This window comes from Pseudomonas sp. YeP6b, assembly GCF_025642995.1.
Taxonomy (GTDB): Bacteria; Pseudomonadota; Gammaproteobacteria; order Pseudomonadales; family Pseudomonadaceae; genus Aquipseudomonas.
In genome coordinates this window covers 1,418,571-1,434,052 of sequence record NZ_CP080090.1, presented here as the reverse complement: position 1 = coordinate 1,434,052, position 15,482 = coordinate 1,418,571, and the positions used below count along the sequence as shown (strand labels likewise).

Annotated in this window: 11 protein-coding genes; 5 read left to right on the top strand and 6 right to left on the bottom strand. The window is 60.3% G+C overall.

What is annotated here, in order from left to right; all coding sequences use genetic code 11:
- Positions 1 to 127: 127 nt before the first annotated feature.
- Entirely contained in the window at positions 128 to 1,579 is a 1,452-nt protein-coding gene (locus KZH41_RS06430; RefSeq protein ID WP_094952155.1) for a mannose-1-phosphate guanylyltransferase/mannose-6-phosphate isomerase, read from the top strand.
- A 137-nt stretch (positions 1,580 to 1,716) separates the two neighbouring features.
- Here the strand turns inward: KZH41_RS06430 and KZH41_RS06425 are convergent, their stop codons facing one another.
- Positions 1,717 to 5,433 carry a dermonecrotic toxin domain-containing protein gene (locus KZH41_RS06425; protein WP_263274541.1) on the bottom strand — a complete coding sequence of 1,239 codons (3,717 nt, stop codon included), beginning with the start codon at positions 5,431 to 5,433 and terminating at the stop codon, positions 1,717 to 1,719.
- 253 nt (positions 5,434 to 5,686) lie between these two features.
- On the opposite strand from KZH41_RS06425, the gene KZH41_RS06420 reads away from it, so the two are divergent.
- Both KZH41_RS06420 and KZH41_RS06415 read left to right on the top strand, forming a co-directional pair.
- Positions 5,687 to 6,151: a multidrug transporter gene (locus tag KZH41_RS06420; protein WP_263274540.1), complete on the top strand. Its 465-nt coding sequence runs from the start codon at positions 5,687 to 5,689 to the stop codon at positions 6,149 to 6,151.
- Positions 6,152 to 6,165: 14 nt separating this feature from the next.
- A complete protein-coding gene (locus KZH41_RS06415) occupies positions 6,166 to 6,978 on the top strand; it encodes an SDR family oxidoreductase (protein ID WP_242154538.1) in 813 nt (270 codons plus the stop codon).
- Here KZH41_RS06415 and KZH41_RS06410 read toward each other — a convergent pair.
- Entirely contained in the window at positions 6,975 to 7,832 is an 858-nt protein-coding gene (locus KZH41_RS06410; RefSeq protein WP_094952151.1) for a LysR family transcriptional regulator, read from the bottom strand. The two genes, KZH41_RS06415 and KZH41_RS06410, sit on opposite strands and share 4 nt — an antisense overlap.
- 111 nt (positions 7,833 to 7,943) lie before the next feature.
- On the opposite strand from KZH41_RS06410, the gene KZH41_RS06405 reads away from it, so the two are divergent.
- Both KZH41_RS06405 and KZH41_RS06400 read left to right on the top strand, forming a co-directional pair.
- Positions 7,944 to 9,134: an MFS transporter gene (locus KZH41_RS06405; RefSeq protein ID WP_094952150.1), complete on the top strand. Its 1,191-nt coding sequence runs from the start codon at positions 7,944 to 7,946 to the stop codon at positions 9,132 to 9,134.
- Positions 9,131 to 9,532, top strand: a complete 402-nt coding sequence (locus tag KZH41_RS06400) for a DUF4440 domain-containing protein (protein ID WP_263274539.1) — start codon at positions 9,131 to 9,133, stop codon at positions 9,530 to 9,532. Before KZH41_RS06405 ends, KZH41_RS06400 begins: the two co-directional genes overlap by 4 nt.
- Before the next feature lie 1,032 nt (positions 9,533 to 10,564).
- On the opposite strand, the gene KZH41_RS06395 is transcribed toward KZH41_RS06400, so the two are convergent.
- The 4 genes from KZH41_RS06395 to KZH41_RS06380 are packed head-to-tail and all read right to left on the bottom strand — an operon-like array spanning position 10,565 to position 15,373.
- Positions 10,565 to 11,425 (bottom strand): HlyD family secretion protein, encoded by an 861-nt coding sequence (locus tag KZH41_RS06395; RefSeq protein WP_094951313.1) that lies wholly within the window; start codon positions 11,423 to 11,425, stop codon positions 10,565 to 10,567.
- Positions 11,426 to 11,435: 10 nt separating this feature from the next.
- Positions 11,436 to 11,636: a DUF1656 domain-containing protein gene (locus KZH41_RS06390; protein ID WP_094951312.1), complete on the bottom strand. Its 201-nt coding sequence runs from the start codon at positions 11,634 to 11,636 to the stop codon at positions 11,436 to 11,438.
- Positions 11,626 to 13,803, bottom strand: a complete 2,178-nt coding sequence (locus KZH41_RS06385; RefSeq protein ID WP_263274538.1) for an FUSC family protein — start codon at positions 13,801 to 13,803, stop codon at positions 11,626 to 11,628. Before KZH41_RS06385 ends, KZH41_RS06390 begins: the two co-directional genes overlap by 11 nt.
- A gap of 10 nt (positions 13,804 to 13,813) precedes the next feature.
- Entirely contained in the window at positions 13,814 to 15,373 is a 1,560-nt protein-coding gene (locus tag KZH41_RS06380; RefSeq protein WP_406991527.1) for an efflux transporter outer membrane subunit, read from the bottom strand.
- Positions 15,374 to 15,482 lie beyond the last annotated feature (109 nt).

Here is a 15,482-nt window from a genome sequence, read left to right as displayed (position 1 = left end):
CCCCTGTAGGAGCCGGGCTTGCCCGCGATGCTGACACCTCAGTGCATCAGTGACACCGAGGTGATGCCTTCGCGAGCAAGCCCGCTCCCACAGGCTCTGACCCAAATCGATTCAAGGAGAAACATCCATGATCCCAGTAATCCTTTCCGGTGGTAGCGGCTCACGTCTTTGGCCGCTTTCCCGTAAACAGTTCCCGAAGCAATTCCTGGCCCTGACCGGTGAGCACACGCTGTTCCAGCAAACCCTGGAGCGCCTGGTGTTCGAAGGCATGGACTCCCCAATCGTGGTCTGCAACAAGGACCACCGTTTTATCGTTAATGAGCAACTGAGCACGCGTAAGCTTGAGTGCCAGCGCATCCTGATGGAACCGTTCGGGCGCAACACCGCACCGGCCGTGGCCCTGACCGCGATGATGCTGGTCAACGAAGGCCGCGACGAACTGATGCTGGTGCTGCCGGCCGACCACGTGCTCGACGACCAGAAAGCCCTACAGCGCGCCCTGGCCCTGGCCACCGTGGCGGCCGAGCGTGGCGAGATGGTGCTGTTCGGCGTGCCAGCAACCCGTCCGGAAACCGGTTATGGCTACATCAAGTCCACCAACGATTCGCTGCTGCCCGAAGGCGTGAGCCGCGTACAGCAGTTCGTGGAAAAGCCCGATGAAAAACGCGCCGTCGAGTTCGTTAAAAGCGGCGGTTACTTCTGGAACAGCGGCATGTTCCTGTTCCGTGCCAGCCGCTTCCTCGAAGAGCTGAAAAAGCACGATCCGGACATCTACGACACGTGCCTGCTGACCCTGGAACGCAGCGAGCAGACCGCCGACACCGTGACCTTCGACGAAGCCACCTTCGCCTGCTGCCCGGACAATTCCATCGACTACGCCGTGATGGAAAAAACCCAGCGCGCCTGCGTGGTGCCGCTGAGTGCGGGTTGGAGCGACGTGGGTTGCTGGGCTTCGTTGTGGGCGGTTAACGACAAAGACGCCAACGGCAACGTCAGCAAAGGCGACGTGGTGATCCAGGACAGCCGCAACTGCATGATCCACGGCAACGGCAAGCTGGTCTCGGTGATCGGCCTGGACAACATCGTGGTGGTGGAAACCAAGGACGCGATGATGATTGCCCACAAGGACAAGGTCCAGGGCGTCAAGCAGATGGTCAGCACCCTCAACGAGCAGGGCCGCAGCGAAACCCAGAACCACTGCGAAGTCTATCGCCCATGGGGTTCCTACGACTCGGTGGACATGGGCGGGCGGTTCCAGGTCAAGCACATCTCGGTAAAACCGGGCGCGTGCCTGTCACTGCAAATGCACCACCACCGCGCCGAACACTGGATCGTGGTCAGCGGCACGGCCGAAGTCACCTGTGACGAGAACGTGTTCCTGCTCTGCGAGAACCAGTCCACCTACATCCCGATCGCCTCGGTGCACCGCCTGCGCAATCCAGGCAAGATTCCGCTGGAGATCATCGAAGTGCAATCGGGCAGCTACTTGGGCGAAGACGATATCGAGCGGTTCGAAGATATCTACGGCCGCTCCACGCCAGTTGAGCGTGGCGTGTCGGTGAAAACTATCGCGCAGTAAAACAGTCGTAAAAGAAGCCCTCACCCAGCCCATTGCGTCCCCTATCCGCAGTGGGTTGGGTGGGGGCTTTTTCTTTCTGTTTACGCTGACTGCGAGGCCATGATTGGCCCCACCCAATACCGGCCAGTGCTATAGGCTCATATTTTTAAGCGCGTTAGACCACTACTAATAATGCGACTGACGGGGTCACGATCAGGACCGCCCCTGTACTTCAAAGGGATGGAGTGCGGTACATCCACATAGAAAATATGCGGGTTATCAGGGGTTTGAATCACGTTTAACCCTGACGTATTGATTTCATAGTAGTGCGACATTTTATCCAAGGCATTGCCATGTTTACGTTGTCCAAAAATGGTCTGTGAAATCTGCTTGGTCGGCATATCTCCTGGCGCCAGGTCCGTAAAGTAATGCCTGCCCCGGCCTCGGGGCAGATCAACACCTCTGAAGTCCTTACCTGACGAAGAAAGCATGTAATCGACGTTGATCGTGTCATGCGCCTTACGGCTGGTGTAGTGATAAAAAATATTTTTCCCTTTGACGGGTGGTTCCATCAGCGCCTTTTCGCCCGGAAAACTTTCAGGCACATTAGGCCGCTTAAAGGCAGGTTGACCGTTTGCCGCGCTACTGGAGCCGGAGCTGCCTGAAGAACTGCCCTGGCCCGCCGCACGTTTGGTCCCTTGGGACGTCACCGTAGGATTGGGAGCGCCTCCCGGCAATTGGCTCGATCGCCATTGACCGTTTCCGGCGCCCTGCAAAAACGCCTGTATTCTATAAATTTTTGGCGTAGTCAAGGGCAGGCTGGGGTCTACGATGGCAACGCGTTGATCCCGTGCATGGAAGGCCGAATCAATCTGGTACACCCTTTCAACCATGGTTTTGTCGGTAAAGCGCACGTACCAATTGTCGCCGACGTTGTAGGTGCCGTCTGGCCGCAAAGGGCGGCCTTTGATGACGTCATCCGACACGGCGACGGCGCTCAGGTCGAGCTGTGGGCCCGCAGTCGTCTTGGGCGTCGGGACGATGCCTGTAGAGGGCTGCAGGACCACCGGGTTTTTGAATACCGGCCGCAACGGTGCGGCACGAAGGGTGGGGATACCCGATGCGGTCACGGAAAAATCAGAATAGAGCGCACGCGCCACGCCCGGGTTTTTGATCAGCCTCGGCAGGATTCGAGTACCGGCGCGCAAAGCCGTCACGCCGGCCTTGCCTAAGCGAACGCCCATAGACACGCCTTTGCCAATAACTGGCAACAAGTCCATAAAGATCAAGGCCACTTCAACGCCAAACAAGGCTTTGTTGGTTTTCGATTGAGCCGCGACCTCTGCGCTGCTGACGGATTGGTGGTCCGCTTGGTCGATGACCAACGCTACTTTCTGCTTGTACAGTTCATCCTGAAAATTGCCATTAATGGGCGTGAGTGTGATGGGATCTTTCGTCAATTTGAGTATATTGACGAGCGCACCAACGGTGCGGCCTGGGCTTTTAGTCACATCGAGCGCGTATTCCTTGACTGCCCTGCCCGCCTTAACCACATCATCTTTACTAACCGGTGTTTTTCTACTCGCGGTGTAGAGCTTCCACTCTTTTTTATCCATCAAGGCATTCAGGGCACTCATATCGGCCACTTCGCGAATAGAAATACCGTCGGGTGCATCTGGCGTGTGCAGCACCAACTGCGGGTCAGTGGTATTGCCAATTACCATGACGCCCTGAACCGGCAAACCACGTTGGACAAGGGTATTGGCGACAATGTTTTTTCCATCAACCTGAGGTCGGTTGGCCGGGTCAGGATAATCAAGAACAGCCGCAAGCCACTGCGCCCCCCGTTTGCTGCTGGTGTCTTGGGTAGCCTGTGCCTTATAGGTGTCCGGGTTGAGTGCAGAGACAAACGCCTCTTTATCCAAACTGTCGCTCACGTTGGCTTTCCACGCTTTACGCAGCTCGCCTGCAGCCCCCGACTCGGCGTCCGTAGCCAACTCCTTTTTAAGCAGTTGGGTATACGCGCCTCCCACATCAACGGTATTGACCACCCCCCTGAGCTGCGAGTCCTCCAGGACCACCTGCTTACCGTCATCTCCCAGGATGGGCTGGCCGTGAATATCGATCAGCGGCAGTTTGTAAACGGCTTGGGCGAAACGACCTCTCTGGAGCTCCGGAAATTCGCTGGGGTTTTTCAGCGCCAGATCCGTCAGCGACACTTCGTGGTTTCGGACACTGACCGTATTAGAACTACTGGACCCGCCACCGTGAAGATTAGACCTGACTTGCACCTGCACCATTAGCTTGTCCGCATCCACCTGCGCGGAGGGGTACAGCGTTTTGATGGCTTTGTTCATCTGATCTCGGGAAAAGACGCCCAAGGGCGGAATTTTTTCAAGCAACGGTGTCAGTGCACGCCTGCTGTTTGCCTCGGAAAGCTCCAGGACATCAAACAGTTCGTTTTGCGCAGGGTTCAGGTTTTTCAGCCACTCAGGCGCCAACTTATCGGCCAGCTTTTCATCCCGCGCCGCCATGGCATTATCGCCACTGAGCAAGTACGACCAGTCAGCGGCATCATCGACTGTCTGCAATGCCTTTGGATCGTCCGCTAGTCGGGCAAAAGCCACTTTGACTTCCTCTTGCTGGCGCTTGAGCATCCAGGGTATCCCCTCCGCCAGCACATCCCCCGTCAAGGGTTCAGCGCTCAACGTCACATCGTTACCAGAAGGGGGCTCCGGCCTGTTTTGCAACGACAATGGCAGCGTTTGCAGCAACAGTTCAGCACTGGCTCCGCCCGCATCAATGCGCTGTGCAACCGCCTGGCGTGCCTGAGCTGGGGTCGCGAACTCTTCGAGCCCTTCGCCGGGGGTGTAGAGTACGACCGGCCCATTAGCATCATCGAGTGGCAGGGTCCGCCCGTTCGTCCAGGTGGGTGGCGTAGCGTGGGAACCATCGGTGCTGGTGATGAGGAAGCTGCCCGCCATCAACGCACCCCGCTCAGTACCGTCATCGATGGTCAGCGGGTAGACACCAGGGCGTGCACCATTAGGAAAGGCTTGTTCCCGTTCGGCCAGCATTGGGTATTGCAGCGCGACGTCGATCAATCGCTTGCTCGCATTGCTCATTGTTCCATCGCTAACGCGCAACGCGGCCAGGGTCGACAGTTGCTGCTTGTGCAAGGTCAACACATGGTTTTGAGGAGATTCCACAACGTCGGGATCTCGCAACGTCGGGCGGGGGGTTGTCCAAAATGCCTGAAGGGCCTGCGCAAATTGCGTGACAACGCGCTGGGCAAGCTCATCCAGCGAGAATTTCGTTGCGACTGAGGCCCTCGTATAGGTAGCCGTGCTTGGGGCGAATACATCGGAACGCACAGCGCTGTCGTCTTCGACCTTCTTGTCAGGACTGGCCAGGCGTGCCGCAACCTTTCGGTTCAAGGCGTCCAGCAGCGGTTCCGAAGACAGCGTTTTCACGCTGCCATCGCGCAGTGTGGTCCGTTGCTCGAAGGTCAGGTCTTCTGGCTTCAGGTTCGGCCGGCCCGCCAACATTTGGGCCAGTTGCTGGTTCAGGAAATCTTGAAATTTCGGTTGCTGACTGTGCAAACGTTGCATGTCATGGGTTAGGTTGCGGTGCTGATAGTTGAATGCTTCCTGATTGCTGACATTGAATTGACTGACCAGTTGAGGGTACTGCACCTTGACCGGTGGTATTGCGGGGGAAGTGGGTAGAGGAATGCCCCCAGGCGCGTAGGTCAAAACAGGTGGAGAAGGCGCCAGCCTGTGTAAATTATTGGCAAGGGGGGCTTCGATTTCGTTTGAATCGTCGTGAGCGTGCGGGGTGATAAGGCGAGACGAATTTTGAGTGGATTGCAGCATAAAAGAGCCTTAATTGGAGGAATGGATGTCATCGCTACGCTCCCTGTAGGTCGCCAGATAAGTGACGGTTCAATGCGTGACGGTTCCCTCGCAAATGTAAGACGAAGTACCCTGGCACTATCAGCCAGCACCTGATGCCCTTGTAGGCACACTTGCGTAAAGTCCGTTCATTCCCCTTCCTCCTGGGACATGTACATAGGCAACCGCGCCCGACGACGGGTAGGATGGTTCATCCATTCGCGAGGCTGCCCCCATGTTCTTCGGCGTTCTTCTGATCATCACCTGGCTGATCCTGCTGCTACGCTACCCCGCCAAGGCCTTGCCGGTATCCCTTGCCGCCGCCGTCGGCCTGGGTTTTGTGGCGATTTGGGTGGTGTGGCTGGACAACCGCGAAGCCTCACAACTGTCGCGCCTGGAACTGCGCATCAGCTATGCACCGCAGGAATGCCCGGCTGATCGCCCACTTAAACTGATCCTGAATAACGGCAACGACGTACCGCTGACCGAGCTGCGCTGGCGCGTCGCGGCTTATGCGCCAGGCGACTCGGTCAACCTGGCCGACAACGTCTACACTGCACCACGCTACCGCGGCCCAGGCGAGCTGCAGGCCGGCGCTACTTGGGACGACTGCCTGCCGACGCCACCGCTGCGCCCTGGCTACCGCCCGCAAACCCTGGAATTTCGCGCCGAGCACCTGCAAGGCAGCTTCTCGGACTGACAAAGGATTGATCCATGCCCAACGTACTGATCACTGGTTGCTCCAGCGGCATTGGCCGCGCCCTGGCTGATGCGTTCAAGTCCGCAGGCTTCGACGTGTGGGCCAGCGCGCGCCGCGAAGACGACGTCGCCGCCCTCGCCGCCGCCGGCTTCAACGCGGTGAAGCTGGACGTCAACGACAGCGCCGCCTTGCAGCACCTGGCCGAGCAGTGGGGCGAGCTGGATGTGTTGATCAACAACGCCGGCTACGGCGCCATGGGCCCGCTGCTCGACGGCGGCACCGAGGCGATGCAGCGCCAGTTCGAGACCAATGTGTTTTCCATCGTCGGCGTCACCCAGGCGCTGTTTGCGGCGCTGCGGCGCAGCAAAGGCCTGGTGGTGAATATCGGCAGCGTTTCCGGGGTGCTGGTCACGCCGTTTGCCGGGGCTTATTGCGCGTCGAAAGCGGCGGTGCACGCATTGAGCGATGCCTTGCGCATGGAGCTGGCACCGTTTGGTGTGCGGGTATTGGAAGTACAGCCGGGGGCCATCGATACGCGTTTCGCGAAAAACGCCGGAGCCCAGGCTGAGCTGTTGATCAACGAAAAATCGCCCTGGTGGCCGTTGCGCGAAGGCATTCGCGCGCGCTCCCAGGCCTCGCAGAACAACCCGACCTCAGCCGAGCAATTCGCGGCGCAGGTGTTGAAGGCTGTGCAACAGCCCACGCCGCCACGGCTGCTGCGTGCGGGCAATGGCAGCCGCGCGCTGCCGTTGATGGCAGCCTTGTTGCCCAAGGCATTGCTGGAGACGGTGTTGAAGAAGCGCTTTGGGCTGACGGGTTCACTCTAACCCTTCATAAAATCAATAAACGCCCGCACCTTCAGCGGTAAATGCCGGGTGTCCGGGTACATCGCGTAGATCCCCTGCGGCGCAAAGCGATGGTCGGCCAGTAACCGCACCAGCCGCCCCGCGTCCAGATCCTCCTGCACCAGCCACTGCGGCAGCACCGCCACGCCGTGGCCGCGCACGGCGAACGCTTGAAGCACGGCGGCGCTGTCGGCCACCAGCGCCGTAGGGCCGGGGCGGTATTGATGCTCGCCACCGGCCGGGTCGGTCACGCTCAGTTCGGTTAAACGGCCATGGCCCAGTTTGGGCACCTGCTCCAACTCATCCAACGTTTGCACCCCGGCAAACTCGGGCGCCGACACCGCAAACACTTCGAAGGTCGACAACTGCACTGCGCGGTGGTTGGAGTCCAGCAGGCGGCCCAACCGAATCGCCACGTCAAAGCGTTCCGAGATCAAATCGGCGTGGGTGGAGGATGTGGATAAGTGAATGTTCAGATCCGGGTGCAAGCGGCGGAAGGCTTCCACCGCCGGGGCGACCACGGCCAGCGCGTATTCCACGGTGGTGGTGATGCGCAGCGTGCCTTTGAGCTGGGCGTGTTCGGAGCGCGCTTCTTCCACCGCCAGGCGCGCTTCTTCGAGCATGCGCGTGCAACGCAGGTAGAAGCGTTCGCCGGCATCGGTCAGCGCCAATTGGCGGGTGTTGCGGGTCAGCAAAGTGACACCCAGTTCCGCTTCCAGGCGCTTGAGGTTGAAGCTGACCACGGCGCGGGTCTGGCCCAGCATATCCGCCGCAGCGGTGAGCGAACCGGCTTCTACTACAGCCTTGAAGGTGTCGAATCGGTCCAGGCTGACCATCGGCCGCGCCCTCCTTTGTCAAAATATTTTTGACAAACTAACAGGCAAACCGGCGTATCCCAAACCCTGCAGGCGGCCTACCCTGCCCGCTTCACTCGCAGGATCGCGTTCATGACCTACCGCTCGAAAGTCGCCTGGATCTTCTTACTCGGCTTCGCCCTGGACCTGGTGAACATGTTTGTCGCCACGGTCGCCTACCCGGACATCGCCCGCGAGCTGCATGCCTCAGTGACGCAACTGGCCTGGATCAGCAACGCCTACATGCTGGGGCTGACCGTGATCATCCCCTTGAGTGTGTGGCTGGCGGCGATACTGGGTGAACGCACGCTGATCGCGGCGAGCCTGCTGTTATTCGCGGGGGCTTCGGTGATGGTCGGCCAGGCGGGTTCAATCGAAACGTTGATTGGCTGGCGCGCGCTGCAAGGCTTGGGCGGTGGTTTGCTGATTCCCGTGGGGCAAGCCATGGCTTACCGGCATTACCCGGCGGCAGAACGCAGCCAACTCACGGCGCGGGTGATGTCGGTAGCCCTGCTGGTACCGGCGCTGTCCCCGGCGTTGGGCGGGCTGATCGTCGACACCGTGTCATGGCGCCGGATCTTCTACGCCAACCTACCACTGGCGTTGCTCACGCTGCTGCTGGCACTGCTGTGGATAAAACCTGACGCGCCGGCAACGGTGCGCCCGGCCTTGGCCCTGGACAGTATTTTCAAACAGATCCGCAGCCCGATGCTGCGCGTGGCGATGCTGGTCTATCTGTTCATCCCCGGCGTATTTATCGGCACCAGCCTGATCGCCATCCTCTACCTGCGCGGCCTGGGCTACGACGCCACACGCACCGGCGCGCTGATGTTGCCGTGGGCGCTGGCGTCGGCGCTGGCGATTTTCCTGAGCAAAAAACTGTTCAACCGCAGCGGCCCCAAACCCTTGCTACTGGCGGGCATGGCCCTGCAATGTGTCGGCATTCTGCTGCTGACAAAACCCGAACCGGCCTTGATTATTCTGGCCTATACGTTGATGGGCCTGGGCGGCAGCCTGTGCAGCAGCACCGCACAGACCCTGGCGTTTCTCGACATACCCGCCGAGCGCATGGGCCATGCCAGCGCCCTGTGGAACATCAATCGGCAAGTCAGCTTCTGCCTGGGCGCTGCCGCCCTCAGTGCGTTGTTGTCGGCCTTGGATTCCTTTGCCATAACCTTCACGATGGCCGCAGCCCTGACATTGTTGCCCCTTTTTGCCGTGTTGCGCCTGGATGCGTCCAGGGTACGCACACTGCTTCACCCTGCCAGCGAGTCCCAGCAATGATTGATTACAGCGATTTTTTTGAGGAAGTGATCCAGACCCACGTCGAGATCGAACAATGGTTTGCCGGCGTTGCGCCCCAGGAAACTCTGGAAACCTTGCTTGCGCGGTTCTCACCTGAATTCAGCATGGTCGCGCCCGCCACGGGGACGAGGGTGAATGCAGCCGGCGTTAAAGCGCTGTTCACACGTTTGGGCGGCATGCGCCCGGGGTTGAAGATCACCTTGAGCGAAATAGCCGGTATTGACCGACATGCACGCGGCGCGACGGTGACTTACCGCGAACATCAGGTTGACGACAGCGGCACGCAAACCGATCGCCGCGCCACCGTGGTGTTTGAAAAGCAGGCGAGCGGCGCGCTGTTGTGGCGCCATTTGCACGAAACCTTCATCAAGGCCTGACGCGGTCAAAAAATGTGGGCGCTGGCTTGCCTGCGATAGCGGTGGGTCAACTGCACATCCTTCAACTGACAGTCCCCCATCGCAGCATAGGTATCTACACATCTTTTTATGGGTTGGATTCTTTGGTTGTCGCGGGCGCGCGGGGTACATATCCGTTATTTGGGCAACGGCTGCGTAGGGTTCCGCTCTTACGGCGGGTCACTTTTGGAAAAGAGCCCCAAAAGTAACCAAAAGGGCTCTTGCCCCACCACTCGGCACCTCGCTCACGCTTCGGTGTGCCCTCACTCCGGCCAGCGTGGTTTAACGGGGCGCCTAAGATCAAGATCAAAAGCAAGAGCACGGCGGCCTAGTAGCCGACCTGAGTGGTTAAATCAAAAGCAAAACCGAGGCGGCCTGACAGCCGACCTGATATTTGAAACTGAACTCAATCTAATGTGGGAGCTGGCTTGCCTGCGATGGCATCGGCTGGTTATGCCTGACACACCGAGGTGCTTGCATCGCAGGCAAGCCAGCTCCCACAGAAAAGCAGAGCACTGCAGTGCTGACAGCCGAACTCGCTCCCACATTGGGATCTCATTACATCAGCCAGATAGGATGGTGCTCTGCTTCTGCTCTGCTTTTGCTTCAACCACTCAGGTCGGCTACTAGGCCGCCGTGCTCTTGCTTTTGATCTTGATCTTAGGCGCCCGTTAACCACGATGGCCGAACGCAGGCTTGAATCCGTGGGTAACCCGGCAGGACGCCGGGTTAGCCGCGATGGGCCAAGGATGGCCCATGGCGGCGGCCCACGGATTCAAGCCTTCGTTCTGGCATGCCGAGCCTAGGCGAGGCAACGAGTGGTGGGGCGAGGACTTTTTGGTTACTTTTTGGTCCTTCAAAAAGTGACCCGCTGTAAGAGCGGAACCCTAAGCAGCCGTTACCGCAGCAACGGATATGTACTCATATCTACCTAAAAAACCCGTCAAAAGCTTAGCGCAACAAAAAAAGTTGCGTAGATACCCATGACTATCGCAGGCAAGCCAGCTCCCACATTCAGTTTTGCGTCGGGTTGACGATGACGGTGCAAGTAATCCCCGCCGCCAGCAGCACGCCTTCAGGCACTTCATCAATGTGAATCCGCACCGGCACGCGCTGGGCCAGGCGCACCCAGTTGAAGGTCGGGTTCACATCGGCGATCAGTTCGCGACTCTCCGGGTTGTCACGGTCGTAGATGCCGCGCGAGATGCTTTCCACGTGGCCCTTGAGCGTCTCGCCACTCATCAGTTGCATATCGGCCTTGTCACCGACTTTGACGTGGGGCAACTTGGTCTCTTCAAAGAAGCCATATACCCAGAACGAGTTCATATCGACCACGGCCATCTTGGCTTCGCCGATGCGCGCGTAATCGCCGCGGTGCACGTTGAGGTTGGTGACGTAGCCGTCCACCGCCGCCACCACCTGGGTGCGCTTGAGGTTGAGTTCGGCCGCTTCCAGTTGCGCCAGCGCATGCTGGTAATCAGCCAGGGCCGAGTCGGCGATGTTGCTGGCATCGTCGCGGTTTTCCTTGGAAATCACCAGGGCGTCGAGGTCGGCGCGGCGGTGGGCGTTGACCTTGCGCATCTCCCAGGTGGCTTTGCGCGAAGCGACCAGCGATTGCGCCTGCTTGACCGCGATGCGGTAGTGCTCGGGGTCGATCTGCATCAGCAGGTCGCCCCTTTTCACCAACTGGTTATCACGCACCGGCACATCCACCACTTCGCCGGTGACGTCGGCCGCCACGTTGATGATGTCGGCGCGCACGCGGCCGTCGCGGGTCCACGGCGTTTCCATGTAGTGCACCCACAACGTGCGGCCAATCCAGATCGCCAAAGCCAATACCAGCAAGGTCGCGAGCAGGCTGAAAAACTTTTTCATCGGGGCATTCTCAACGGTAGACGGTCAGCGCCAGGGCGCCGAACAAGCAAACGAACAGGCTCAGGCGCAGCAACGCCGGGTGCCAGAAAAACCGGTACAGGTCCAACCCGGCCAGGAAGCGGTCCAAGGCCCAGGCCAGCCCTGCGGCGATAAAAAACATCAGGGTCATGGTCGGCATGTAGACGCCGTGGAATGCGATTTCACGAGGCATGCGGGGCTCCTTTAAGGGCCTCCAGGGGTGATTGCGGGTCCAGCAACGAGGTGCGGATAAAGTGCAGGTAGCTTTTCACCCGGCGCAGGGCCGAGGTGTCGAAGTGCGGGGCGAAGGGTTCATCGGTGGCCTGCACGCGGCTGATCGCATGGTCAACGGCAATCAGGCCGCGCTCCAGGTTGCTCGCGCTCGGTTGCAGGAACAGCCGCACCAGCGAGCGGCCCATCACGCGGATCGCCTGGCGCCAGGGTTGGGACTCGGCATACGCCGGGTGCACCGGCAAAATCGCCTGCTCCTTGCGCAACTCGATAATCGCGTGGCCGACTTCCAGCACCACGAACATCCAGCGCAGCAGGTCGCGCTGCACGTGCGGCTGGCCGACGGCGAGGCCGTAGGCCTGGTGCAGCAGGTCGCGGGTGCGGCTTTCGAAACTTGACGCCAGGCCCTTGAGCTTGCCGCTGATCGCGTACACCACTTGCTCACGCAGGTCCTGTTCCAGGCGGCGCCATAACCAGCGGCTGTTTGGCGGCAGGATAATCGCGCCCGCCGCCGCACACACCAACATGCCGATGACCATGGCGATGTAGTCGTTGATAAAGGTGTAAGGGTTGTAGACCGTAAGGTTGTCCGGCACCGAACCGGTGCTGAAGAAAATCAACAGGCCCACACCGACGCCGGCGTACTGCGGACGTGAGGCGAGGAAGGCGCCGAAGATGATCACCGGCGCAAGCATTACGCACAGCAGCGGGAAGCCGTCGATCCAGGGGAACACGAAGAACATTTCGACGAAGCCCACCAGCGCACCGATCAACGTGCCGCAGGCCATCTGGAAGGCCATGCGTTTGGGGTTGGGCGTGGCGGCGGACAAGCCAACGGTGGCGGCGGCGATCAGGGTCATGGTCGCGCCGCTGGGCCAGGCGGTGGCGACCCAGTAACTGCCCAGCACAATCAGAATAAACGACGCGCGAATCCCCGAAGCGGCGCAGGCCAGCCAGTTGGTTTTCGGCGTGTAGGCTTCGTCCCACTGCTCGCGCGCGTGGGTGTGATCGGCCAGCGATGCGTGGGTTTGCGCGTAGTTGTGCAGGTCGTCGACGAAGCGGTACAGCAGCTCGTAGGCGGTATGGAAATCCAGCTGCTCGGCCTCGCTCGGGTTACCCTCCTGGAAGGTCGCACGCAGGCTGCGCACCTTGGCGGGCAGGCCATCTTTATAGGCACTCAGTTGATTGACCAAGCGCCCAGCGTCGGGGCTGGTCAGGGCGCGGCCGGAGAAACCATCAAGCACTTCGGCCAGGTCTTGCAGGCCCGGCTTGATCGCGGCGACCACGTGATCCGCCGCATCCGTGCGCAGCCGCTCAAGCAACTGGTGCAAGGCGTTAAAGCGCGTGGTGATGCTCATGAATTCGCTGTTGAGGCGACTGAGCCGGCCATTCCTTCGGCGCATATGCGGGTCTTCAAACACGGTGACGCTGCGCAGCCCTTCCAGGCCCACGGCTTCGGCGATAAAGCGCACGTTGCTGGCCTCGAACCCTTCGCGCTGGCTACGCCCACGCAAGCCGTCGGTGACGAACAATGCGAACACGCCAAAGCGTTGATACAAGGCATTGCGCATGGCGGCGCTGCTGGTTTGCGGCAGGATCGCGGCGCTGACCACGGTGGAGCAGAGAATCCCCAGTGAAATTTCCAGCACCCGCCACACCGCCGCCATAAAGGCGCCGTCCGGGTGCGCCAGGGCCGGTAAACCGACCATCGCCGCCGTGTAGCCGGCCAACACAAACCCATAGGCGCGAAAGTTGCGATTACGCGTCGCGCCTGCGGTGCAAATGCCCACCCAGATCGCCAGTGCGCCGAGGAACAGTTCGGTGTTCTGAGCAAACAAGGCGATCAACAAGACCATCACCGCCGACCCCGCCAAGGTGCCGAGGAAGCGGTAAAAACTCTTGGCGAACACCTGGCCGCTCTGCGGTTGCATCACGATAAACACGGTGATCATCGCGGTGCGCGGTTGCGGCAGTTCCAGGCGCATCGCTAGCCACAGCGTGAGGAACGCGGCGATCAGCACCTTGAAGATGTACACCCAGGTCACGCCATCGCTGCGTGCCCAGTCGAAAAAACCACGGCGCCACTCCAAGGAGTGCAACCAGCGCAGCGGTGCAGGCAAGGGCGTCATTAAAGGCTACTCAGTGATCAAACACGGCCAGTGCCGCCGGGGTTTTGCTCGGGAGGGTCTTGGCGTGTTGCGGTACATCGTCGCCGGCACCGAGTCCGCCGCCGAGGGCGGTGACCAACTCGGCATGCGCACTCAAGCGCGCGGCCTGCACCTGTTGCTCGACCTGTTGCTGGCGAAACAGCAGGGTCTGGGCGTTCAACACGTTCACGTAATCGGTGAGGCCGCGCTGGTAGGCGATCATCGCGATGTCGTAGGTTTTCTGCGCCGAGGCCACCGATTGCGCGGCGAAGCTCGACTGCTTGTCCATGGATTCGCGGCGGATCAACTGGTCGCTGATGCCCTTGAGCGCGTTGACCAGGGTCTGGTTGTACTTGGCCACAGCGATGTCATAACCGGCGCTGGCTTCGCCCAATTCTCCACGCAAACGGCCGCCGTCGAAGATCGGCAAGGTGATCGCCGGGCCGACGTTGTAGTTGAATTTCTTGCCCGCCAGAAACGCCAGCATGCCGCCGCCGGTGGCCATATAGCCAAGGCTGCCGACCAGGTCGACGTTGGGGTAGAAACCGGCGTGGGCCACATCGATGCCTCGGGCCTGTGCGGCGACCTGCCAACGGCTGGCAACCACGTCCGGGCGTTGGCCGAGCAATTGCGCCGGCAAGCTCGACGGCAATTTCAACGGGGCGGCCAGGGACAAACTCGGGCGTTGCAGTTGCGCGCCTTCACCCGGGCCCTTGCCCGCTAAAGCAGCCAGCTGGTTACGGCTCAGGGCGATTTCTTCGTCCAAGGCGTCGAGCTGGCGATGGGTCTCTGGCAACGGCGTTTCGGCCTGGCTCACGTCGAAGTGGGTGCCGATCCCGGCGTCCAGGCGTTTGTTGGCCAGGTCGAGAATCTGCTGTTGCTGGGCCAAGGTCGCGGCGGCGATATCACGGTTGGCGTAATGCAGCGACAGCTGGATATAGGCGCGCACCACGTTGTTTTGCAGTTCGAGCTGGGCCTGGCGCGCTTCGGCGGTGCTCATATGCGCCAGGTCGACGGCGCGTTCGGTGGCATTGCTTTCGCGGCCCCAGAGGTCGAGGGCGTAGCTCAGGCCCAGGGACGAATTATTGTCCCAGGTGTTGGCGCCACTCAGTTCGCCCGGGCCGTAGAACTGATCTTTGGGCCAGTTGTGGCGCTTGAGGGTGGTGTCACTGTTGATCTGCAACGACTCGGCCGACTCGGCAATCCCGGCCATGGCCCGCGCCTCACGCACCCGCGCGGCGGCCATGGCCAGGCTCGGGCTGTTTTGCGTGGCGAGTTGGACCCAACGATTGAGTTGCGGGTCACCGTAGGCTTGCCACCATTGCGTGGTGGGCCAGTGGGCGTCTTGGGCGGCGCTTTGGATGGCTTCGTCGGTGGCCAGGTTATTGGCGTTTAGGGCCTGGCCTTGGGGGGCGATTCCTCCGGTTCCGATGCAGCCGCTGATTGCTAACGATAAGGCGCAAACACTGAGAGCCTGCTGCCCTCTGTTGATGAGAGCCTTCAGCTCTAGGTTAATAAGAGTCTTCGGCTCTCTGCTGATGCGACGCGGCACGGCAAGCGTATTCCTGAGGTGGTGTTGCGGGAGAGGTGGCGCAATTCTAGGGGGCGCGATGGAGGACGATAAGCTGGCATTCCTGTGAATCTTTATTACCGTTCAGGCG